17 protein-coding genes and 2 pseudogenes are annotated in these 21,194 nt (G+C 64.7%); 10 read left to right on the top strand and 9 right to left on the bottom strand.

Features of this window, described 5'->3' with window-relative positions; genetic code table 11:
- The first annotated feature begins 6 nt into the window (after positions 1 to 6).
- Complete coding sequence (locus ACFPN9_RS07165; protein WP_377816102.1) at positions 7 to 765, top strand: cyclic nucleotide-binding domain-containing protein; 759 nt, start codon at positions 7 to 9, stop codon at positions 763 to 765.
- 29 nt (positions 766 to 794) lie between these two features.
- Here the strand turns inward: ACFPN9_RS07165 and moaA are convergent, their stop codons facing one another.
- On the bottom strand, positions 795 to 1,823 hold the full coding sequence (moaA, locus tag ACFPN9_RS07160) for a GTP 3',8-cyclase MoaA (RefSeq protein ID WP_377816100.1): 1,029 nt from the start codon (positions 1,821 to 1,823) through the stop codon (positions 795 to 797).
- Positions 1,824 to 1,836: 13 nt separating this feature from the next.
- Positions 1,837 to 3,087 (bottom strand): molybdopterin molybdotransferase MoeA, encoded by a 1,251-nt coding sequence (locus ACFPN9_RS07155; protein ID WP_377816097.1) that lies wholly within the window; start codon positions 3,085 to 3,087, stop codon positions 1,837 to 1,839.
- 490 nt (positions 3,088 to 3,577) lie between these two features.
- On the opposite strand from ACFPN9_RS07155, the gene ACFPN9_RS07150 reads away from it, so the two are divergent.
- The 3 genes from ACFPN9_RS07150 to chrA all read left to right on the top strand — a co-directional run bounded on the left by ACFPN9_RS07150 (position 3,578) and on the right by chrA (position 8,294).
- Positions 3,578 to 5,767, top strand: coding sequence for a methyl-accepting chemotaxis protein (locus ACFPN9_RS07150; RefSeq protein WP_377816095.1), 2,190 nt, complete (start codon positions 3,578 to 3,580; stop codon positions 5,765 to 5,767).
- Between the two features lie 298 nt (positions 5,768 to 6,065).
- On the top strand, positions 6,066 to 6,881 hold the full coding sequence (locus tag ACFPN9_RS07145; RefSeq protein WP_377816093.1) for a chromate resistance protein ChrB domain-containing protein: 816 nt from the start codon (positions 6,066 to 6,068) through the stop codon (positions 6,879 to 6,881).
- A gap of 12 nt (positions 6,882 to 6,893) precedes the next feature.
- Positions 6,894 to 8,294, top strand: a complete 1,401-nt coding sequence (gene chrA, locus ACFPN9_RS07140; protein ID WP_377816091.1) for a chromate efflux transporter — start codon at positions 6,894 to 6,896, stop codon at positions 8,292 to 8,294.
- Positions 8,295 to 8,754: 460 nt separating this feature from the next.
- Here the strand turns inward: chrA and ACFPN9_RS07135 are convergent, their stop codons facing one another.
- Positions 8,755 to 11,232 (bottom strand): methyl-accepting chemotaxis protein, encoded by a 2,478-nt coding sequence (locus ACFPN9_RS07135; protein ID WP_377816089.1) that lies wholly within the window; start codon positions 11,230 to 11,232, stop codon positions 8,755 to 8,757.
- Between the two features lie 709 nt (positions 11,233 to 11,941).
- Between ACFPN9_RS07135 and ACFPN9_RS07130 the strand changes: the two genes are divergently transcribed.
- The gene (locus tag ACFPN9_RS07130; RefSeq protein WP_377816087.1) at positions 11,942 to 12,319 is read left to right on the top strand and encodes a response regulator; all 378 of its coding nucleotides are present in this window, start codon (positions 11,942 to 11,944) and stop codon (positions 12,317 to 12,319) included.
- Here ACFPN9_RS07130 and ACFPN9_RS07125 read toward each other — a convergent pair.
- Positions 12,312 to 12,665 (bottom strand): hypothetical protein, encoded by a 354-nt coding sequence (locus ACFPN9_RS07125; RefSeq protein WP_377816085.1) that lies wholly within the window; start codon positions 12,663 to 12,665, stop codon positions 12,312 to 12,314. The two genes, ACFPN9_RS07130 and ACFPN9_RS07125, sit on opposite strands and share 8 nt — an antisense overlap.
- Before the next feature lie 350 nt (positions 12,666 to 13,015).
- On the opposite strand from ACFPN9_RS07125, the gene ACFPN9_RS07120 reads away from it, so the two are divergent.
- The 4 genes from ACFPN9_RS07120 (at position 13,016) to ACFPN9_RS07105 (ending at position 14,910) form a co-directional block, all read left to right on the top strand.
- Complete coding sequence (locus ACFPN9_RS07120; RefSeq protein WP_377816083.1) at positions 13,016 to 13,330, top strand: hypothetical protein; 315 nt, start codon at positions 13,016 to 13,018, stop codon at positions 13,328 to 13,330.
- A 223-nt stretch (positions 13,331 to 13,553) separates the two neighbouring features.
- Complete coding sequence (locus ACFPN9_RS07115) at positions 13,554 to 14,066, top strand: YciE/YciF ferroxidase family protein (protein WP_377816081.1); 513 nt, start codon at positions 13,554 to 13,556, stop codon at positions 14,064 to 14,066.
- 62 nt (positions 14,067 to 14,128) lie between these two features.
- Entirely contained in the window at positions 14,129 to 14,719 is a 591-nt protein-coding gene (locus ACFPN9_RS07110; protein WP_377816079.1) for a Crp/Fnr family transcriptional regulator, read from the top strand.
- Positions 14,665 to 14,910: a helix-turn-helix domain-containing protein gene (locus ACFPN9_RS07105; protein WP_377816150.1), complete on the top strand. Its 246-nt coding sequence runs from the start codon at positions 14,665 to 14,667 to the stop codon at positions 14,908 to 14,910. The genes ACFPN9_RS07110 and ACFPN9_RS07105 overlap by 55 nt, the downstream gene beginning before the upstream one ends.
- A 4-nt stretch (positions 14,911 to 14,914) precedes the next feature.
- Here ACFPN9_RS07105 and ACFPN9_RS07100 read toward each other — a convergent pair whose 3' ends face one another.
- The 3 genes and pseudogenes from ACFPN9_RS07100 to ACFPN9_RS07090 form a co-directional block, all read right to left on the bottom strand.
- Complete coding sequence (locus tag ACFPN9_RS07100) at positions 14,915 to 15,148, bottom strand: DUF6894 family protein (RefSeq protein ID WP_377816077.1); 234 nt, start codon at positions 15,146 to 15,148, stop codon at positions 14,915 to 14,917.
- Between the two features lie 217 nt (positions 15,149 to 15,365).
- A pseudogene (locus tag ACFPN9_RS07095) lies at positions 15,366 to 16,038 on the bottom strand (IS91 family transposase); the annotation flags it as partial.
- 15 nt (positions 16,039 to 16,053) lie between these two features.
- Positions 16,054 to 16,918 (bottom strand): annotated as a pseudogene (locus ACFPN9_RS07090) (tyrosine-type recombinase/integrase).
- Between the two features lie 392 nt (positions 16,919 to 17,310).
- Between ACFPN9_RS07090 and ACFPN9_RS07085 the strand changes: the two are divergent.
- A complete protein-coding gene (locus ACFPN9_RS07085; RefSeq protein ID WP_377816075.1) occupies positions 17,311 to 17,550 on the top strand; it encodes a hypothetical protein in 240 nt (79 codons plus the stop codon).
- Positions 17,551 to 17,766: 216 nt separating this feature from the next.
- Here ACFPN9_RS07085 and ACFPN9_RS07080 read toward each other — a convergent pair whose 3' ends face one another.
- The gene (locus tag ACFPN9_RS07080; protein WP_377816073.1) at positions 17,767 to 18,081 is read right to left on the bottom strand and encodes a hypothetical protein; all 315 of its coding nucleotides are present in this window, start codon (positions 18,079 to 18,081) and stop codon (positions 17,767 to 17,769) included.
- Positions 18,082 to 18,347: 266 nt separating this feature from the next.
- Positions 18,348 to 21,032, bottom strand: coding sequence for a methyl-accepting chemotaxis protein (locus ACFPN9_RS07075; RefSeq protein ID WP_377816071.1), 2,685 nt, complete (start codon positions 21,030 to 21,032; stop codon positions 18,348 to 18,350).
- Between the last annotated feature and the right edge of the window lie 162 nt (positions 21,033 to 21,194).

Here is a 21,194-nt window from a genome sequence, read left to right as displayed (position 1 = left end):
TTGCGCTTGACAAAAATCAAGAAAATAATTGCGTTGACGGCTATAGAGTGCGTGCGAGGGGGGATCATGCGTCACGACGAAATCGAGGAAATGCGAACGCTTCCGCTGTTCGTCGGCGTCGCCTCGACGCATGTCGAATCAATGCTCCGCGCTTCGTTTCTGCAGCGGTTTCCCGCCCATGTGGAACTGGCTCGGGAAGGCGATCCAGCCGATTTCCTGCACGTCATCATCGATGGCCAAATCGAGATGTACTCGGCCTACCGCGATCGCGAGACGACGATCTCGGTGATCGGACCCGGCCACAGCTTCATCGTGGCCGCCGTCATACTTGATCGCGTCTATCTGAAATCGGCCCGTGCGCTGCTTCCATCGCGCGTCTTGCTGATCCCGGCTGAGGCGGTGCGACGCTCGTTCGGCGAAGACGCCGCATTCTCCCGCGCGCTCGCACTTGAACTGGCTGGTGCCTATCGCGGCGTCGTCAGAGAGCTGAAGAACCAGAAACTGAGATCGAGCCTGGAGCGCCTCGCGAACTGGGTTCTGACGCATCATGGCGAGAGCGGTGGGACGGGACGCTTCGAGTTGCCATTCGACAAGAAGGTCCTGGCCTCGCGCCTAGGAATGGCGCCCGAGGTTCTGTCCCGCTCAATCGCGGCCCTGGTCCCCTACGGCGTGAAGGTCTCGGGACGGGTCGTCGAGATCAGCGACATGGTTGCCTTGAACGGTCTCGCCCATCCATCCCCCACCATCGACGGCACGGTCAGCTGACGATCGGCCCTGACCGGCCTGGTCGGTCTTCAGCCACCGGTGACGCTCATATGGCGCCCGACGGCAGGCTTTTCGCGGCGGCGGTCGATGACGAAGTCGTGGCCCTTGGGCTTGCGGGCGATCGCCTCTTCCATCGCCCTGTGCAGCAGCGCGTCGTCGGCGGAGGCGCGCAGCGGCGCGCGCAGATCGGCGGCGTCCTCCTGGCCGAGGCACATATAAAGCGTGCCCGTGCAGGTCAGTCGCACGCGGTTGCAGCTCTCGCAGAAATTATGCGTCATCGGCGTGATGAAGCCGATCAGCCCGCCCGTCTCCTGGACGCGGACATAGCGGGCCGGCCCGCCGGTCCGGTAGGGATCCTCAACGAGGTTGTATTTGTCTAGGAGCCGCGCCCGCACCACCGAGAGCGGCAGGAACTGGTCGATGCGCCCGGGCTCTATTTCGCCCAGCGGCATCACCTCGATCAGGGTCAGGTCCATGCCGAGACCATGCGCCCAAATCATCAGGCTCTCGATCTCGTCCTCGTTGACGCCCTTCAGCGCGACAGCGTTGATCTTGACCCGCATCCCGGCCTTGCGCGCCGCCTCGATGCCGCCGAGCACCTTGTCGAGATCGCCCCAGCGCGTGATCTGGCGAAATTTGTCGGGGTCGAGCGTGTCGAGCGAAACGTTGATCCGCCGCACGCCGTAATCGGCCAGCTCCTGCGCGTAGCGGTCGAGCAGCGAGCCGTTCGTGGTCAGCGTCAGCTCTTCGAGCGCGCCCGAGGTCAGGTGGCGCGAGAGCGAGCGGAACAAGCTCATCACGTCGCGCCGCACCAGCGGCTCGCCGCCGGTAAGGCGCAACTTGCGCGTGCCGCGCGCGATGAAGGCGGTGGCGAGGCGGTCGATCTCCTCCAGCGTCAGCAGGTCGCGCTTGGGCAGGAAGGTCATGTCCTCGGACATGCAGTAGACGCAGCGGAAATCGCAGCGATCGGTCACCGAGATGCGCAGATAGGAGATGTCGCGGCCGAATGGGTCGGTCAGCACAGGCCGCGCCAGCGGCGCGATTGGGTCAAACCACATGGCTTGGGGATCCTCAGCCTTGAAAAGCACCAGAGAACGGGTGAAACCGGATCAGATCGCCAGGACGAAGGTCCTCGCATTCGGCGGCGATCTCGGCGAGCCCGTCTGCGAGGGCGAGTGGGCGAAGCTGTGCTGCACCGCCCTTGCCGATGATCTCCGCCCTGACCTCCTGTCCCTTGTTGGACACGAGCCGCGCAGGCACAAACTCCGTACGACCGGGGCGCCGCGCAAACCCCGCCGCGATGGGCAACGGATAGCCAATGTGCGGACGATGAAGCCGTCCCTGCAGAGCCCCCACCATGGCTTGTCCCAGGATGAGCCAGGACACGAGGCTTGCAACCGGATTGCCGGGGAGCCCGAGATACGCAGCCGGTCCGATTCTGCCCACGATCGCCGGTTTGGCTGGCTTGAGGGCAATCTTCAGCACCCGGCCGCTTCCTCCGGCATGTCTTAGGGCCGCAAGGCTATGGTCCTCTTCGCCGACCGACGCCCCTCCCGTGCTGATCACGAGATCAGAACGCTCCGAGAGCATCTGCAGCCGTTCTGCGATCTCCGAACGCGAATCCGCTGCCCGGCCGCCGTCGATCGCGTCGTGCCCCGCTTGGCCGATCAGCGACAGCAGCATGGGGCGGTTCGAGTCATAGACCGCCGCGCCCCTCAGCATGGCGCCCACATCCTGCAACTCATCACCTGTGGAAAAAACGGCTATGCGCAGCCTGGACCTGACGGCGACGGTTTCTTCTCCCTGAGCGGCGAGCATGGCGACATGGCGAGGATCAAGCCTGATGCCCGGCTTCAGGAGCGGTTCGAGCGGCTCGATATCCTCGCCCTGATGACGGACGTTGTCGCCGGCAGTCATTCGGCGCGTCAGTACGATCGATGTATCGTCTCGTTCGACATGCTCCTGCATCACGACGGCGTCCGCGCCCTCCGGCATCGGAGCGCCCGTGAAAATGCGGGCGGCTTCGCCAGCCGATAAACGCCGGCCGCTGCGCCCGGCGGGCACACGATCCACGATCTTGAGTCGCGTGCCTTCAGACATGCCTGAAGCCGCGACCAAGGCATAGCCGTCCATCGCCGATTGAGTGAAGGGAGGTGAAGCCATGCACGCCACGAAGGTCTCGGCAAGAATCCGTCCAGCGGACTCGACCAGCCTAACGGATTCGCCCCGCGAAACCGTCCTGGCGCAAGCAATCGCGGCGGCGCAGGCCTCAGCGATGGACATGAGCGTGTTGCGGGAGAACTGGTCGACGACCGCGTCCATGGGGTCTCCCTTTCAAGGGGGTTGGGTTCATTGACGGACGGTGACTGGAGGTCCGACCCAGGGCCGTATGATCCAGCCGCACCTGAACCACCCTTGCACTTAGACAAAGGTCAAGATCGTTGAACGACCGCAGAGGCAGCTGGGCCTAAGGCCACAATCTTCAAGTTCGTTTTGCAAGTCTTTGACCGAGGTCAAACAGGAGAGCTGCATCTTTATCGTACGCGTTACCGCGGGGGTCGCGCCCGTATCGTCATCACCGACAACCTTGTCCGGCAGTGGCCCGTGCTGAGCGACTGTGCGCGTAAAGATGGTCGTCGCGATGTTCAGAGGCCTCGTTTCGCCGGCACCAAAAAGGCGCGATCGCATCCGCGCGCAAGCGCAGCTCATACGCGCCCTACGTGTGCCCAGAAAATAGGCATACCATTACGCTGCGTAAGCATTTTTAACCCTCTTATCGTAATTGATCGCGCAACGATCTGGGGAGAAAAAAGTGCCGAAATTCCAGTCTTTGGGCGCCAAGGCGGCAGGCCTGGTCGTCGCGTTGTGCGTGGCGTGCTGCGCCGTGCTTCTCGTGCTGTCGCATTTCGCACTCAGGGCCGATGCCGATCTCGACATGTCGAAGGACGCCCTGGCGGCGCGCGGTCGTGCCCAGGACGTGCTGGCCAAGATCGGCCATCGGGTCGAAACCTACGCCTCGATCTACGCGACACATCCCGAGGTCGTGGCGGCCGTGCAGAGCGGCGACAAGGCCAGGCTGCGCGAGACCTTCGTGCGTCTCTTCGGCCAGATCAAGCAGCTCGACCCCGTCATCGGCACGCTGGAAGTCACCGATGCGAAGGGCGTCGTGATCATGCGGGGCCACAACCCCAACAGCGCCGGCGACGACAAGAGCAAGGACCCGTTGGTCAGCCGCGCGATCGGAGGCCAGTCGGCCAGCGGCCTTGCGGTCTCGGCCTCGTCGGGCGAGGTGGCGACCGAATCGGTCCAGCCGATCAATCTCGGCGGGCAGCGCCTCGGCACGCTGAAACTCGGCTCGCGCTTCAGGGCCGATACCGCGGCCGAGATCAAGCGGCTGACCGGCGCCGAGGCCGTGCTGATCTACAAGGGCAAGGTCAATGCCGCGACGCTGCCCGACCTGACGTCCTTCGCCATCCCCGACGGGGCCCTGGCGGCGGACGCCACCGCCACGATGAACCTGAGCGGGCGTGCATTCGAGGTGTCGGGCCTGTCGCTTCCCATCACGGGCGCCGACCCGCTCACCGTCGTGACCCTGTCCGATCGCGGGCCGCGATATGCGGCTCTGGTCGCCTTCGAGCTCAGCCTCGCCGGCAAGGCGCTGCTCCTGCTGCTGGTTCTGGTGCCGCTGGTGGCGCTGATCTCGCGCCGCAGCGTCCGCTCGATCGAGCAGCTGACCGGCGTGATGAAAGCCCTGACCGCGGGTCGTCTCGATGTCGCCGTGCCGCATCAGGACCGCAAGGACGAGATCGGGGCGATGGCGGTGGCGATCGGCGTGTTCAGGGAGAACGCCGATCGCGTTCGCGCCCTCGAGGCCGATGAACGGCTGACCGCGGCCGAACGCGGAGCACGGGCCGAGGCGATGGCCCAGGTCGTCGCCCAGGTCGGCGCCGTCGTCGAGCGCGCCGCGAGGGGCGATTTCAGCGGCCGCGTCGCGGCCGGCGCGGTCGGGCCCGATCTGCAGACGCTCGTCGAGAGCGTCAACCTGATCAACCAGGTGATCGACCGGGCGACGGACGAGTTCGCGACCGTGCTGGACGCGGTCGCCGAGGGCGATCTCACGCAGGAGGTCGAGACGGCTTACGAGGGCCGGCTGGGCGAACTGCGTCGCGCGATCAACGGCACCGTCCACAAGCTGGGCGCGACCGTCGCCACGATCCAGGCGACGGCAGCCCAGATCGGCCTGTCGGCCCGCGAGATCACCACCGGCGCCAACGACCTCTCGCAGCGCACCGAACAGCAGGCCGCTTCGCTGGAGGAGACGGCCGCGACGACCGAGCAGCTCGCGGCGTCGGTCAAGCACAGCGCGACGGCCTCGCGTCGCAGCGTGGCGCTGGCGCAGCAGACGACATCGGTTGCCGAGCGGGGCGGCGCGGTTGTCGCCGAGGCGGTCGACGCCATGGCGCGCATCGAGCAGTCGAGCGGCAAGATCGCGGAGATCACCTCGGTCATCGACGGCATCGCCTTCCAGACCAATCTGCTGGCGCTGAACGCTGCCGTCGAGGCGGCGCGGGCCGGCGATGCCGGCAAGGGCTTCGCCGTCGTGGCCTCGGAGGTCCGCACGCTGGCGCAGCGCTCGGGCGAGGCGGCGCGCGACATCAAGCTGCTGATCGCCAGCTCGGGCGCGGAGGTCACGCAAGGGGTGGCGCTGGTGCGCTCCACCGGCGAGGTGCTGAGCAACATCGTCGCCTCGGCGAGCGACCTCTCGGGGCAGATCACGCAGATCGCCTCAGCCTCCGGCGAGCAGTCGAACGGCATCGACGCCATGGCGCAGGTCGTGGCGCAGATGGACGAGATGACCCAGCAGAACGCGGCCCTGTCGGAGGAGAGCGCCGCATCGGCGATGTCCCTGTCCGAGCAGATCGACCGGCTGAACCAGATGGTGGACGGCTTCCGGACGCGCGATCGCGCAGCGGCGCAGCCAAGGCTTGTGAGAGCTGCCTGAGGATTCTGGTTTCGCGCGCGGCAAGCGAAGCAGGCTGCCGCCCTTCCAGGTCAAGACCGGAGGAGACGAAATGCTCTCGCAGGTCCAGGCGCCTTCTGGCTGGAGGTCGCAGCCGCGCTGGCCGTGACGGCGCTCAGCCTCTGGCCGTTGATCGCGAGGTAGGCAGGCGCGCCACGATCCAGTTGCAAGCGAGCACCCCTTGTGGTTCATGATCAACCCAAGGGGTTCTTCGCGACGACCCCGTGAGGCGTCAGCCCAATGTTCGCGTCCACTTTCCTCGTTTCAGGGATGGACGCTCATGTCTTCCAACATCCAGGTCACCACTGCCCAATTGACCCGGCTCGTCGGCTTGCCGGGCGCGCCGACCGTCGTCGACGTCCGCATCCCCGATGATGTCGCGCTCGATACGCGCATCCTGCCCGCTGCCGATCATCGTTCACACAAGAACGTCGCGGACTGGGCTCGTGACTACGCAGGTCAAAGCGTCGTCGTGGTCTGCCAACGCGGCCAGAAGCTGAGCGAGGGCGTTGCCGCCTGGCTCCGGCATGAGGGCGTTGAGGCGGAGAATCTCGAAGGCGGCTTCGAGGCATGGCGCGACGCCGGCGGGCTACTGGCATCGACAGTCAAGCTGCCTCCACGCGACGTCCAGAGGCGCACGCTGTGGGTCACGCGGTCGCGACCGAAGGTCGACCGTATTGCCTGCCCCTGGCTGATCCGCCGCTTCATCGACCCTAGGGCCGTGTTCCTGTTTGTCACGGCCGCAGAGGTGCCCGATGTCGCCGACAGGTTCGGCGCCACGCCCTTCGACATCGACGGAATCTTCTGGAGCCACCGGGGCGAGCGCTGCACCTTCGACGTCATGATCGAGGAGTTCGGGCTGTCCTCACCCGCGCTCGATCGGCTGGCGGCGATCGTGCGCGCAGCCGACACAGCCCGTCCGGATCTCGCGCCCGAGGCCCCCGGGTTTCTGGCGGCGTCGCTCGGCCTCTCGCGCATGTACCGGGACGACCTCGAACAGCTCGATGCCGGCATGCTGCTCTACGATGCCTTCTACCGCTGGTGCCGGGACGCAACGGAGGAGACCCACAACTGGCCGTCCGGGCCGAAGGCTTGAGCGAAGGCAGCCATGACCCTCGCAACCCCGACCGACACCGCCATCACCGGCCCTTCCACACCAAGCTTCGCCCAGGCCGTCAGGGTCTGGGCCAGGATCGGCTGCCTTTCCTTCGGCGGCCCCGCCGGCCAGATCGCCCTGATGCACAAGGAGTTGGTCGAGGACCGCCGCTGGATCGGCGAGCAGCGGTTCCTGCACGCCCTGAACTACTGCATGCTGCTTCCGGGCCCCGAAGCCCAGCAGCTTGCGATCTATATCGGCTGGCTGATGCATCGCACGATCGGCGGCCTCGTGGCCGGTCTGCTCTTCATCGTCCCCGGCGCGCTGGTGATGCTAGGCCTTAGCCTGCTTTACGTCCTCTATCGCCATGTACCGCTGGTCGACGCCGTCTTCTTCGGCGTCAAGGCGGCCGTGCTGGCCGTAGTCGTCGAAGCGGGCCTGCGGATCAGCCGGCGAGCCCTGAAGAACCGCGCCATGATCGGTATTGCGATCGCGGCCTTCATCGGCATCTACTTGTTCAAGATCCCGTTCCCGATCATCATCCTTGCGGCCGCCGTCGTCGGCTGGCTGGGCCAGCGCTACGCACCGACCACCTTCGCCGGTGGCGGTCATGGGGGCAAGGCCGCCGCACCCGAGTTCAAGGGTGTCGTCGACCTGATGTTCGAGCGGGGAGAGCTCGGCCACACCACCCCGTCGGGCGCCAAGGCCATCAAGACCTGCGCGATCTGGCTGCCGATCTGGCTCGGGCCCGTGCTGGCGCTCTGGCTCATCACGGGCGGCGCGAGCGTCTGGACGCAGATCGGCGGCTTCTTCAGCACGATGGCGGTCGTCACCTTTGGCGGCGCCTATGCGGTGCTGGCCTATGTCGCCCAGGCAGCCGTCGAGACCTTCGGCTGGCTGGCACCCGGCGAAATGATCGACGGTCTGGGCCTGGCCGAGACGACGCCGGAGCCGCTGATCCTCGTCCTCCAGTTCGTCGGCTTCCTCGCCGCATACCGCACGCCGGGCAGCCTCGAGCCGCTGCTGGCCGGGGGCCTCGGCGCGCTACTGACGCTCTGGGTCACATTCGCACCGTGCCTCTTCTGGATATTCCTTGGAGCGCCTTACGTCGAGGCGCTGCGCGGCAACAGGGCCCTCTCGGCCGCGCTGACGGCGATCACCGCGGCGGTCGTTGGCGTCGTGATGAACCTGGCGCTCTGGTTCGCGCTCCACGTCGTCTTCCGGCAGGTCCGCTCGGTCGAGTTTCTTGGCCTTGCACCAGATCTCCCGCTCCTGTCGTCGCTGGATTGGCGCGCCGCCGTACTTTCGGCCGCCGCCATGATCGCGATGCTGCGCTTCAAGGTCGGCATGATCCCGACGCTTGCGGCCTCTGCGCTTGCCGGCGTCCTGATCGTCAACGTCGCTGGAGCGTGACATGCGCCAACGGAAACTGGCCGCGGCCTTCCTGGCGCTCTGCGCCATCGGTATGGCATCACTCGTCAGCGCCGAGATGACTCCGGGGATTGACGGGTTCAAGCGAATCCGCGGCGGTGCCATCCAGAAGCTGATCTTCGGCAAGGAGTTCAGCGACGGCGTCCATTGGCGATACAGCTTCCACCCGAGTGGCGCCCTCACGGAGTATGCCATGCGACGCCGGCGGGACCTGCGCTGTCAGAGGAAGGACGACGCTCTGTGCTGGCGATCGGAGCAGGGCGATGAATGTTCGAGGTTTGGACATAGCGCACCGCCCTTCGGCTCCAGCCCATTGGGCTGAAGGTCCCGTTGGAGGGAGCCCTGTCGCGGCTGGTTCTAAGCCAAGGCTCGGCATCGGCGGCACAGGAAAGGCCTTGCCGGTGAAGGCAGGGCCTTCAATTGCGCTTCGTCGTAGGCCTATTCAGAACTCATCCCAGCCCGAAGCGCGAGAGCTACTGTTGGCCACCTTGAGATGCACAGGGGCTGCACCGAGGCCCACAGCTTGTGGGTCCGAAGCCCTGCGCTTCATCGCGACGATCGCCTTCATGACTTGGCCTGAAGCGTCGCTGTAGGGGCTCGTCGCGGAAAGGGCGATGTCTTCTGTCACCGTCTCTCCGGCATCGGCGCGACGGACGATATCAGCAGCCGTCCGGTGAAATGCGGCGTGGGCGCTCTTCAGCTCGGCATACTCTTTCGCCCCTGCCAGGTTGCGCCCGGGCCCATGGATCCAGCACCCGAGCTCGCATACGTCGTCGCGCGCGACCTCGATGGCGCGCAAGGACTGGTCAGGCCGCCGGATATAGGCGCCCAGCTTCATCTTCCAGTCCGAATGCGCGCGAACCGCACGGTCGAAGTCGAACGCTTCGGTCATGATCTTGGCGGGAGCGGCGACCGGTACGGCAGCGCGGGGAGCCGACGCCCTGGTCTGGATGAAGACGGCTTCCGCGAGCTGGCGCAGACGGACGGGCTCGCTGGCGGGGGCAGGCGCCGCCGCGGCCCGGCCGTCGTCGGGCCCGGTCTTGAAGGCGGTGACGAGATCGTTGAGCTGTCCGATCTTGCTGGCGAGGGAGCCGGCCGAGGCCGCGCTCTGCTCGGAGAGCGCCGCGTTCTGCTGGGTCATCTCGTCGAGATGGGCGACCGCCTGGCTCATCTCGTCGATGCCGCTGGCCTGTTCGCCCGACGCGGCGGAAATCTCCGCGATGGTGGCGGCAACCTTCTCGGAGGCTGCGAGGATCTGGCTTAGCTGTTCGCCGGCCTGACGCACCAGCTTCACGCCCTCGCCAACCTCGGTGTTGGAGGAGGAGATCAGCGCCGAGATGTCCTTGGCGGCTTCGCTCGAACGCTGGGCGAGCGTGCGGACTTCAGAGGCCACGACCGCGAAGCCCTTGCCGGCATCGCCGGCACGCGCGGCTTCCACCGCTGCGTTCAGCGCCAGAAGGTTGGTCTGGAAGGCGATGTCGTCGATCACTCGGATGATGTCGGAGATCTTGGTCGAGGCGCTCTCGATGCGGGCCATCGCATCGACCGCCTTGCCGGCGATGGCGCCGCCCGTCTGCGCCGCCTGCATGGCCTCCGTGGCAACACTCGCCGCCTGGCGCGAGGCTTGGGCGGTGGCCTTGACCGAGGCCGCGAGCTGCTCGGTCGTCGCCGCCGTCTCTTCGAGCGACGAGGCCTGATCCTCGGTGCGCTTCGACAGGTCGTCCGCGCCCATATTGATTTCTCGCGCGGCAAGCAGGATCGCGTGGGATGTCGAACTGATCGCCCCGACGATTTCCTGGAGCCGCTCAGTGGTCATGTTGATCGCCCGTTGGAGCTCCGCAAACCGGCCCGAATAGACGCCATTGATACGGTGTGTCAGATCGCCCTGGGAGATGGCACCCATTGCAGCGGCAAACTCACCGGTGGCTTCCTCGACGGATTGATTGATTGCGTTGATACCCTCGACGAGCCTGTTCAGCCCCTGCTCCGAAACGCGAACTGAAGCCCTGGCCGAGAAGTCGCCCCGTTCTGCGCTGGCCACGATGGCCGCGACATCGTCAACCACGCGCTGAGTAGCCCGGTTCTTTTCATCGGAGCTCATGGCTTCATGACGCATACTTTCCTGGTCAGCCTCGGCACGCTTTTGCAAGCCGCTCCGAAAGAGGTCGACCGCGCGTGCAATTTCGCCCACTTCGTCCCGCCGAGAGCCACCCTTGACCTGGGCATCCAGGTGGCCCGCCGCCAATTGCGACATCGTCTGGATCAGAGCCCGCAATGGCCGCGATACGCTGAGGTTCAGCCAAGCGGCGACCGCCATGTATCCAAGCAAGAGCGGCAGAAGCACAATCAGAACCGCGTTCAAAAGCTCCCCGAACGCCGATTGGATGTCTGAGGTATGTAAGCCGGCCGCGACCACCCAGCCCCATTCCGGCACCGCCTGAACATACGAAATTTTCTCGGAAGGGATGTCATCCCCGGGTTTCTTCCACGAGTACGCGATAAACCCTGCCCGTTGGGATTTAGCCAGATCGACCATCTCCTGAATGATAGGACGACCGGTTGTGTCCTTGACGCCCAGCGCCGACTGCCCCTCCAACTTCGGCAGCATGGGATGCATCACCATCTGGCCCTTTGTGTCGAAGATGTAGATGTAGTTGCCGCCGTCAAAGCGAGAGGAGCGGAGCATCTCTGCCAATCGCGACTTGACCTGCTCTGGCGCTTCGCTCGCCGCCCGTGTCGACCGCTGGCCTTCGATCACGGTTACAGCCGCTTCGACCAGAAAACGGATTTCCGAACGCTTCTGCGCGATCATCGCGTCACGAGCGCGCGTCAAACTGAAAGCTACAGCACCAACTGCTATGATCCCGCTGAGAAAGGCGAGCAGCGTAAAACGACGGGAAATAGTAAGGCTTAGGGTCATAAACTGCCTCAAAAACAAGCAACGACTTCCGATACGTCAGTTCAGATTTCGAAATCGTTAAACAAACTGGATAGGCAGTCGCTCCCGCGCAGCCGAGCCGAGCCGCCGCGGGTGATCGCTCGAACACGGGTCGAACGATTGCGGAGACAAGGGAAACATAGCGCTGAGCAGCGATGCCATACGCTCGCACCAGATGCGTATGACCGTCACCTCGGCGACGAGGCCCCAGTCGACCGAGCGTCCGGTCCTCGCAATGTCACCCAGGTCCCGCCGGAGGACCCGGTCGCCGCCAGCCGTATGCTCGGCACGCTGACGGCATTCCTGCTGAAGGCCCGCTAGGCCGAGGAAGCCGACGGGCCGGGCGTCATCACTGCGATGGAGGCGGCTCACGAGCGCCTGGTGCGACTCAGCGAGCGCCTGAAGACCCGGGCTTGATCCCGTGCCCCGTCACCATTTCGGTCGCCCCATCGCCTCCGCGACGCCGTCACGCCCTTCCATGGCGGCCCGACGCGGATCGGCTTCTGCCCGCGGCTCAACAGGCAGTCCTTGCCCAACGTCAGCACATATGCTTGCGGTTTCGTGAATTATTGACCAGAGCGACCCGAGCTCTATCACCGCGCCGTCGTCTAGCCAGCCCTGCAAATTCGCATATTGCGCTGCGGCAACCCGCCGCACTAAGGTCCCGCCGTTGATCGGTTCGGGGGGACCTATGAACTACAAGAGCGCGCGTCACGTGCTGATCGCCGAAGCGCAGGCGATCATCGCGATGGACCTGGAGCAATCGCTCCGCGACTCGGGTTACGAGAGCATCGCCATGGCAACGTCATGCGCCGAGGCAGAGGCCGAACTGGCGCGGCAAATGCCGAATATCGCGGTGCTCGACGTGGACCTGCTCGATGGCGTCTGTCTGCGACTGGCGATGGCGCTGCGCGAGCGGTCGGTTCCTTTCATCGTTTTCTCGGGCCGTAGCGACCGCTCGGCGGTCGACCCCGTCTTCTCGCACGGCACATGGCTGGCGAAGCCCGCGACAGCGGACGTCGTCGTGGCGGCGATGGAAGCAATCCTGCCGCACCGCGGCGTCACTTGACGAGGGTCGTCGGCGGTCCGCAGACGGGCTCGACGAGTTTGCGCAGCTGACTCTTGACCGGATCGGGTTGGAATGCCGACAGAGCCCAGATTTGGAAACAAACGCGCTCGACCAGCTGGATAAGCTCGTCGATAGAGACCACGTCGACATCGCCTTTTTGGCGCAGCCATTCCCGCATGTCGTCGAATGAGCGGTTAATCGGATGGGCGTCTTCATGCGCGACCCCCAGGAACGCTATCCCGGCGGCTAGCGATGCCGTGAGCTTCAGCGCCGTCTCGATCGCCTCGCGTGCCGGCATCAAGCGAAGCCCAGCTTCAATTTCCGGGTCGAGCGGAGTGCGAGGCATGGGGGACTCAAAGTAAGGCGGCAACCGCGGCTGACTTAACGGCAGCCGGTTAATGAAGCATCAAGCATGTGGTATTGCGCTGTCGCCTCCGGGACAATTGCTCCGTCCGAAATCGCGATGGAGTCCCTGATGTCCGAACCTCCCCGACACCCCTGCGAGGGCCTCTTGGTCGCGGCCCCCGCGACTTTCGAGGCCATAGTCCTGGGGTAGCGCAAGCGGCATCTCGTCGCCGCCATCACCGAGCTCTGCCGGCATGGCCTCATCGTCGCACACCCGGCCGCCGGCTGGAGCGTCCCCACACCACTGCACATCGCGTTCTGCAAAAGGTGCGCAACCCAGGAGCCTTTGTCATGAGCGAGAACGCAACCCTCGGCTACGTGGTGCGCACAGTACCGACGTTCAACGACGTCGTGCACCCGTGCTTGGGACGCGAGGCCCTGAAGCCGCCGGCGCGGCGCATGGAGACGTGTACGTGTCTCGCCGACGAGATGATGACGCCGTTGGCGACCGCCAGAGCGATGGCCTCGACACATTTGGCGCGTGAATTGACCTATCGCGCGAACTTGAACGCCTGCCGCGCGCTGGCTTTCAGCCGCAGCGTCGGAAATGCCGTTGAGTCCCGGATGTCGCCTTTGCCGCGTGTCGCCAGGGCGTCCGTCAACTGACGATCGAGATATCGACCAGGCAGGCCGCGAGGCCGGTGCCATCTTGGTAGGCGCTGAGCACGAAGACAGGTTCCAGCCAGGACGGGCGCGACCCCGTTGTTCAATCTCAGATGCTGGTGCGAAGAAGGTCCGGTGAGTCGGATGAAGAAAGAGGGGAGCGGAACGACTCCGCCAGCAGGACGTTGCAGTGGCAATTCATTCCACTTGAAACGGAGTCCCGCACATGGCCAATACGCCCAAAGCTCTCGACGACCTTTTCCACGACATGCTCAAGGACGTTTATTACGCCGAGAAGCAGGTCCTGAAGGCCCTACCGAAGATGGCCAGGATGGCCCAGTCGCCCGAACTGAAAAAGGCCTTCGAGACCCACAAAGAGCAGACCTCCGAGCAGATCGAGCGCCTGGGCGAGGTCTTCGAGATGATCGGAAAGGCGCCTCGCGGAAAGACCTGCGAGGCCATCCTCGGCATCCTCGACGAGGGCAAGTCGGTCATGGAGGAATATGCCGACAGCCCGGCGCTGGATGCGGGCCTTGTCGCCTCCGCACAGGCGGTCGAGCACTACGAGATCACCCGCTACGGCACCCTGAAGGCCTGGGCCCAGCAGCTCGGTCACAAGGACGCCGTGAAGCTGCTGGAGGCGACGCTGGCCGAGGAGACGCAGACGGACGACCTGCTGACCAAGATCAGCGGCACCACGAACAAGGCGGCGGTGCAGAAACCGGCGAAGGCCGCCTGATACGGCAGGACCGGGCCCGCCGAGCTCCCTCGGCGGGCCTTTTCATTTCAACGAGGTGCCACATGGGTAGCCCCTTCACGATCCGCCTGCAGAACCAGTGCGGCCTCGGGGTCCTCGATGCGGCCTTAATCGACAAGCAGTTGCGGCTGCTGCCATCGTTCCCGCCTGGGTCGACGGTCTGCGACGGCTCCGACGCCTCGGAGAACGTCCGGATCATCGTGTCCGGGCTCGCTTACCGCTGCCGGATGACGCCGGAGGGCGGAAGGCACATCTCGGCATTCTTGCTTCCAGGGGACGCCTGCGACGTCTCCACCCTCTACATCCGATCATCCGGCCATAGCGTCGTCGCGGCATCCCGCTGCGAGGCGGCCATCATCCCGTGCCGGACGCTGATGCGCCTCGTCGACGACCACCCGACGATCATGAGGGCAATGTGGATTCTGAGCCTGCTCGACGAGGCGATGGTTCGCGAGATGGCGTTCGGCATGGGGCGGCAAAACGCACAGGGGCGCATGGCGCGACTGTTCTGCATACTGCACGCTAGGCACGACCAAGTCGGAGTACCGTCGACGGGGACTTCACGTTCCCCGTCACGCAAATCGTCGTCGGCGACGCGCTGGGCCTGTCGCCCGTCCACACGAACCGTACCTTGAGCGTATTGAAGCCGATGGGGCTACTCGAATTCCATGGCGGCCAAGTCCGGATCACTGACGTGAACCGTTTACGGCGGTTCGCTCGCTTCGATCTGAGCCACCTGTCGGTCGATCGGCTCCGGATGATCGGGATGACGCCGAGTAGGGGGCTAGTCGAGCCTCCGGCCCGGCCTAGGCTAGCCCTGAACTAGACCTTCAGCGCGACTTTATCCTTCCTTGCGCGACATCATGCTGGACGCGGTAGACAAGCCGCCGCCGCGCGTCGATGACGGACATCCAGATCCTGGGAACAGTCGCATACCAGGCCATCTCGCGCAGGGCCACCTCGGCAGCCTGGCAGGCGTGCTTCAAGCTCGCGTACTCTAGGGCTTCCTCGTCCGGCTCGATGTCGTCGCCGTCCTCGGTCGCCGAGAAGTAGAATTTGGGCATAGCGGGCGTCTCTATAGGCCACCGAAGGTCTCAACGAGGATCCCCTGCCCCCGGGTCCTGTCTGCCCCCGGAAATTTCAATCGTCTCATAAGGCGTGCCGTCCGGCATCAGGGTCACGACGATGCGCTTCATCGGCCCCTCGGCGGGGCGGCGGCACGATCGAGGGCGATCATCACGGCGTCTCCGGCTTCACGATGCACCAGACGCGCCGAGCTTCTGCCGGCGATCGTCAGATCGGCGAGTTTGCCATGGAAGGTAAGCCGCCCCGCCGCGTGCAGGGCTGTGAGCCCTTCGAGGAAGAGCCTGCGGAACAACCGCGAGAGCACGCGCACGGGCAGAAAGAAGCCGGGCCTGCACGCGATCCAGCGCGAGCCATCCGGCGACAGGCCGCCGCCGGGCCCGATGATGTGGAGATGGGGATGGTGGGTCATCGCCGATCCCCATGTGTGCAGGACGCTGGTGAAGCCGATGCGGGCGCCGAGATGCCGGGGATCGCTCGCGATGGTGGCGAGCGTCGCGGCCGCGGCCCTGAACAGCAGACCATAGACGGCGGCCTTGTTCTGGAAGGCCATAGTCGCGATCGGCGCCGGCAGGGTGAAGACGAGATGATAGTAGGGCACGGGCAGGAGATCGGCCTGGCGATCCGCGAGCCAGTCCTTCGCCGCTGCGCCCTGGCAGCGTGGGCAGTGCCGGTTGCGGCAGGAGTTGTAGGCGATCGTGGCGTGAGCGCAGTCGCCGCAGGCCATGACATGGCCGCCGAGCGCAGCCGTGCGGCAGGCCCGGATCGCACCCATCACCTTGAGTTGGCCGCAGCTGAGCCGATGGCGTGCGAGATAGGCCTCGCCATGCCGGTTCAGGATGTCCGCGACCTCCAGCGAAGGCCGCGCCATGATCGACGCGGCGCCTTATGGCGGTGGCGGCGGCGCCAGCAGCGCGAGCGGGCTCGTCACCTCGCGCAGGGTCTTCAGCGCGACGCGGGTGTAGACGGCGGTGGTGTCGAGCTTCCTGTGCCCGAGCAGGACCTGGATCACCCGGATATCGGTCTTCCGCTCCAGCAGATGGGTGGCGAAGCTGTGCCGCAGTGTGTGCATCGAGACCCCGCTTATCGAGCCTGGCGGCCTCGGCTGCGGCATGGCAGGCCCGGTTGAGCTGGCGCGTCGTGATCGGCTGGCCTGGCTGCTGGCCGGGGAAGAGCCAGCCACGTGGCCGCATCACCCGCCACCACTGCCGCAGGACGTCGAGCAGGTCGGGCGCGAGCATGACATAGCGGTCCTTGCGGCCCTTGCCCTGCTCGACCCGGATCAGCATGCGGGCGCTGTCGATGTCGGTGACCTTGAGGTTGGCGATCTCCGAGACGCGCAGGCCGCAACCATAGGCGATGCTCAGCGCGGCGCGGTCCTTCAGGCTCCGCGCGTGCGCCAGCAGCAGCGCCACCTCCTGCGTGTCCAGAACCACCGGCAGGCGATCGGGCGTCGGGATCCGCGCCATGCGGTCACCGAAGCCGGTCCGGCCCAGCGTGACGTGGAAGAAGAACCGCAGGGCCGTACAGGCCAGGTTCATCCGGGCATAGCTGGCGCCGAGCGAAGCCAGGTGAAGCTGGTAGCGCCGCAGATCTTCCGGTTCGGCCCGGTCCGGCGGCAACCCAAGGAAGGCCGTGAACTCACGCACCTGCCGGACATAGTCGCGCTGCGTGTGCTCGCCAAACCGGCGGATGGTCATGTCCTCGATCATCCGCTGGCGCAGCGGAGTGACGGTGACGGGGTCGGTCATGGATACCTCCGAGGATCAGGGGAAACGACCCCAAATCCTCGGATGCAGCGCCTCACAGGCGAAATCTCAGCGATGACCACGCCGCAGCGCCCTGCCGCGAGAGTGGCTTAGTGCCATGGCGCTTCATCTCGCCGGGAATCGCGGTCGCCCATTTCTCGCGCAGTCCGGCCGATCGGACTTCTTTGTCTTGATGAGCGAAGCCTGAGACCGAATGCTGGCGGCGGAGAGAGACGGGCAAAGCATTGACACAAGGCCGAACGAGTAGGAGCTCCGAGCCGGCAAAGCTGCAGGAGATTTTGTCGTCTGTGGCAAGTCCTATCAAACCTGTGTCGAATGCCTTGCTGACGGCGGTTGCCGTAAGGTAATTAGGCCCACTGTTTTCGGAGGCCGTCATGCCATTGCGCAATGCATTCACTGATCCCCGCGAGCTTCTAGTCGCGGAGGCTATCCAAGCCCGCGCTTGGGAAATGCTCGCCCGGGACGCTGCGGTCGTAGCCATGGGTGAGCGCTTTGCCAAGGAGTGCTTGGCAGCCATTGTAGCGCGCCTCATGGACCAGCGGGACAAATCGATCGGCGATCTTTCCAAAATGGCCATCTTTGAGTTCAAGCGCGACGGTCAAACCGCAAGCTGATACGCGCGCTGCGATGGCGAACTGAGCGTCGCGCTGGTTAACGCTGGATGGCAAAGTGAACCGTGCCGGGCTTCGCGAAAGCATTCGCTTAAGTGGCCATGGTCGACGGCTGCAGTTAAGTGTGCCATCGGCGCAACGCGTATGCTAGCTGTTTGGTAGTGCCTCATTATCAGCAAGTGCGCGGTACAGTGTATCTTAGCCGACGAGACCTCGGCCCTACGAACCACCGGATCGGCAGTTCTCAGCGCTAAAGCCAACCTTCCGGTCGATCTGGTCTATTGTGACAATTGACATCGCAGTCGTGACTGCAGCCGCGGTTTCGCTAATGAGGCGGGTCGCATCCGCACCGCTGATTGCATTTATACCGTGAAGGGTTTCTATGGCGATCATAGCCACTCGTGTTGACGCAAAGTAGGCGACTGCGGTTTGTGGAATGACATCGGCTCGCATTTTTGCTTCGTTTGACTTGTGCTCGTTGATGATTTGCCACAGCGCGTCCCGACACAGATTAATCATCGTATCCTTATCCACGTAGATTTCCTCGACTGATCCGATTTGACGACGCACTATTTATGACCGACTAGCGGAATGTCGCTTCTGTGCCATTGAGCTATCGCAATCTCGGCCCGGTATTAGGATCATTCGACGGGCGAGCCAACGTCGTTGGACGTCCCAAGAGCATAGGCGCCTATGGTCGGCATAAAGGACAATGGGGCATAATCGTCGCAGCCAAGCGTTGAGCATAACGTCCTAACGATCACGTTCCGCAACGGCGTGCGTGGTGCCACACAGCGATTTTAAAATTCCGCCCAGCCTGAGTCGCCGGCGCGGCTGTTGGCGACCTTCCTGGCTGGGGCCGGCGCGGGGGCGGCGGCTTTGGCCGGAGCAGGACGCGGCGCCGCGGTACGGACCGGGGCTCGTGCGAAGGCCGTTTCCGCGAGCTGACGCAGGCGGGCGGGCTCGGCGGAAGCCGACATCGTGCCATGGCCGGAGGGAGCTCCATCGTGCCCGGTCTTAAAGGCCGCGACGAGGTCGTTGAGCTGTCCGATGCGGTTGGAGAGCGAGCCGGCCGAGGCCGCGCTCTGCTCGGCCAGCGCCGCGTTCTGCTGGGTCATCTCGTCGAGATGCGCGACCGCCTGGCTCATCTCGTCGATGCCGTTGGCCTGTTCGCCGGAAGCCGCCGAGATGTCGGCGATGGTGGCGGCGACCTTCTTCGAGGCGGTGAGGATCTGGCTGAGCTGCTCGCCCGCCTGACGCACCAGCTTCACGCCCTCGCCGACCTCCGTGTTCGAGGACGAGATCAGCGCCGAGATGTCCTTGGCCGCCTCGCTGGAACGCTGGGCGAGCGTGCGGACCTCAGAGGCAACAACCGCAAAACCCTTGCCGTCATCGCCGGCGCGGGCCGCTTCCACCGCCGCGTTCAGCGCCAGCAGGTTGGTCTGGAAGGCGATGTCGTCGATCACCCGGATGATGTCGGAGATCTTGGTCGAGGCGCCCTCGATGCGGGCCATGGCGTCCACAGCCTGGCCAGCAATGGTGCCACCGATCTGCGCCGCCTTCATCGCCTCGTCGGCAATCGCCGCGGCATTGCGCGAGGCCTGGGCCGAGGCTTTCACCGAGGCCGCGAGCTCTTCGGTGGTCGCGGCGGTCTCCTCGAGCGAGGAGGCCTGCTCCTCGGTGCGCTTGGAGAGATCATCCGCACCCATGTTGATCTCGCGGGCGGCCAGACCGACATCGGCAGAGGTCAGCTGTATGGTCTGGACAGTCTCGGCCAGACGCTGAACGGTCCCATTGATGCTGCTTTTGAGGGCCCCGAGCACACCACGATAATCGCCTTGGACCGTATGGGTCAGGTCGGCTCCGGCAACGGCGTCCATGACCTCCGCAAATTCTGTCGTGGCCTTCTCCACCAGGGCCGAGACGTTGTTGAGGCCGACGGCGATTTCGCGAACGAACCCGTCCTTATTGTCGAGCGGAAGCCTCGCCGAGAAGTCGCCGTTCTGGGCGGCGCCAACGACGGCCGCGACTTCGGCCTGACCCAGGAGCTCGGCTGTCACGTTGCGCCAGACGAGCGTGTGGCCAATCGTCGAGCCATCGTCGGCGCGAATGTAGGCCATGTCGACCAGGATGGTCTCGTCGCCAATGTCGTAGCGGACCTTCCGGATATCGCCATTGTCGACCAGCAGTTTCCTGGAGAGATTGGGGTTGGTGCGGTAGTAGTCGAGATGCTGACCGACCATTTTCTCAACAGCGAAGTCGCCCTTCACGGCACGGAAAACGGGTTCCATTCTCATCAGCATCTCGACCAAGGACTCGCTGAGGAAGGTGATGTTCTCGTTCGGATCGGTGATCATCAGCATGGTCGGCGACTGGTTCATCGCCGCGATCGTGAGCGCGCTGGCCTCGGCCTCGTGCTTGCCTCGATCCAGAGCGCGCGCGATCTCGCCGATCTCGTTGGCGAGGTTCAGATGTGGAACGGGCTCGGAGAAGTCGTTCTTCTGGAACCGGCGCATCGTTTTGATCAGGTCCGCAATGGGATTGCGGATCGACCTGACGAAGCTCAGCGCGATGCCCATGGCCACGAGCACGCCGAGAAGCGCCAATGCAAACTCGATGAATGCTTTTGATTTCAGACCCTCGATGCGCTGATCGAGAAGGCTGACGAGATTGCTCTCGACGGCCTGCCAGAGAGCATCCGATCCTGCGGCGATAGCTGCCTCGGCGGCGTCAAATTCGGCGGGCTTCAGCGGATTGGGAAGGTTGCTGGCGATCACCTTCCGAAGGGTGGTGGTCAGCGACGACAGGCGGTCTGCGGCAGCGTTGAAGGTTGCCAGTTGCTCGCCCAGTTTGGAGCCAAGGTCCTGCCGACTATCCTGTGCTGACTTGATTGACGAGCGCAGAGCCGAAAGTCCCATGTCGAAGCGCGTCGAGGCTTGAATGAACGCCTCGTACTCGGTCATCGACACCTCCCGGCCAACACCGACGAACGCCTGATAGCTCTGCTCCATCAGCGCCCGCGCCACGACGATCTCGGGAAGCCTGACTGTCGCAGCGTCCATCAGGTAGTAGGTCGTGACCTCGGGATCGAGAGTCAGATTGGAACCGTCGGCGATCTTCTGGATGGCGACCTGACCGCGGTCCAAGGCAGCCTCGCGGTCTTGCGCATTGGCGAGCGCCTGCCGGAACGCCTCTACCGCTGCCGTTGCAGAGAACCGACCCGAGACGGTCTCCGCCCGCTTCACGGCTTCCACAGCAGTAGGGTTGAGACTGCTGTCCGGTCGGGCCGCTTCAGCCAATCCAGCCCAAACGTCCCTGACCGCCTTGGCGCCCTCCACCTCAAGCGATGAGAAGGCGACATCCTTCTGAACGGACTGTGCGATTAGCCAGGCAAAATGCCCGATGGGGAACATCAAAACGACCATGATCGCGGCGATTTTCGCGCCCACGCTGAGGGACGCGATCCGGGTAGCCAGCGTTTTCATCGATGGGGTTCCGCAGCCGGGATAGGCAGCTGGAATCGTGCGACGCACACATTAAATACTACCTAAGAGTCCGTCCCGGAACTCATGACGCTCGCGCGATGCGGCGGATAAGAACCATGGCGGCGGCTGCGTAGAGGAAGGCCGTCGCGGAGGCGATGGTGG

The organism is Allobosea massiliensis (assembly GCF_042655245.1).
Classification (GTDB): Bacteria; Pseudomonadota; Alphaproteobacteria; order Rhizobiales; family Beijerinckiaceae; genus Allobosea; species Allobosea massiliensis.
Note: the sequence above shows the minus strand (reverse complement) of the source record. Positions and strands in the feature narration are given on the sequence as shown.

Bases quoted from the DNA above. Each gene is read 5' to 3' on its own strand.
- ACFPN9_RS07130 (WP_377816087.1), top strand. From the start codon at position 11,942: ATGAACTACAAGAGCGCGCGTCACGTGCTGATCGCCGAAGCGCAGGCG.
- ACFPN9_RS07120 (WP_377816083.1), top strand. From the start codon at position 13,016: ATGAGCGAGAACGCAACCCTCGGCTACGTGGTGCGCACAGTACCGACG.
- moaA (WP_377816100.1), bottom strand. From the start codon at position 1,823: ATGTGGTTTGACCCAATCGCGCCGCTGGCGCGGCCTGTGCTGACCGAC.
- ACFPN9_RS07115 (WP_377816081.1), top strand. From the start codon at position 13,554: ATGGCCAATACGCCCAAAGCTCTCGACGACCTTTTCCACGACATGCTC.
- ACFPN9_RS07125 (WP_377816085.1), bottom strand. From the start codon at position 12,665: ATGCCTCGCACTCCGCTCGACCCGGAAATTGAAGCTGGGCTTCGCTTG.
- ACFPN9_RS07100 (WP_377816077.1), bottom strand. From the start codon at position 15,148: ATGCCCAAATTCTACTTCTCGGCGACCGAGGACGGCGACGACATCGAG.
- ACFPN9_RS07085 (WP_377816075.1), top strand. From the start codon at position 17,311: ATGCCATTGCGCAATGCATTCACTGATCCCCGCGAGCTTCTAGTCGCG.
- ACFPN9_RS07145 (WP_377816093.1), top strand. From the start codon at position 6,066: ATGTCTTCCAACATCCAGGTCACCACTGCCCAATTGACCCGGCTCGTC.
- ACFPN9_RS07110 (WP_377816079.1), top strand. From the start codon at position 14,129: ATGGGTAGCCCCTTCACGATCCGCCTGCAGAACCAGTGCGGCCTCGGG.
- chrA (WP_377816091.1), top strand. From the start codon at position 6,894: ATGACCCTCGCAACCCCGACCGACACCGCCATCACCGGCCCTTCCACA.
- ACFPN9_RS07075 (WP_377816071.1), bottom strand. From the start codon at position 21,032: ATGAAAACGCTGGCTACCCGGATCGCGTCCCTCAGCGTGGGCGCGAAA.
- ACFPN9_RS07135 (WP_377816089.1), bottom strand. From the start codon at position 11,232: ATGACCCTAAGCCTTACTATTTCCCGTCGTTTTACGCTGCTCGCCTTT.
- ACFPN9_RS07155 (WP_377816097.1), bottom strand. From the start codon at position 3,087: ATGGACGCGGTCGTCGACCAGTTCTCCCGCAACACGCTCATGTCCATC.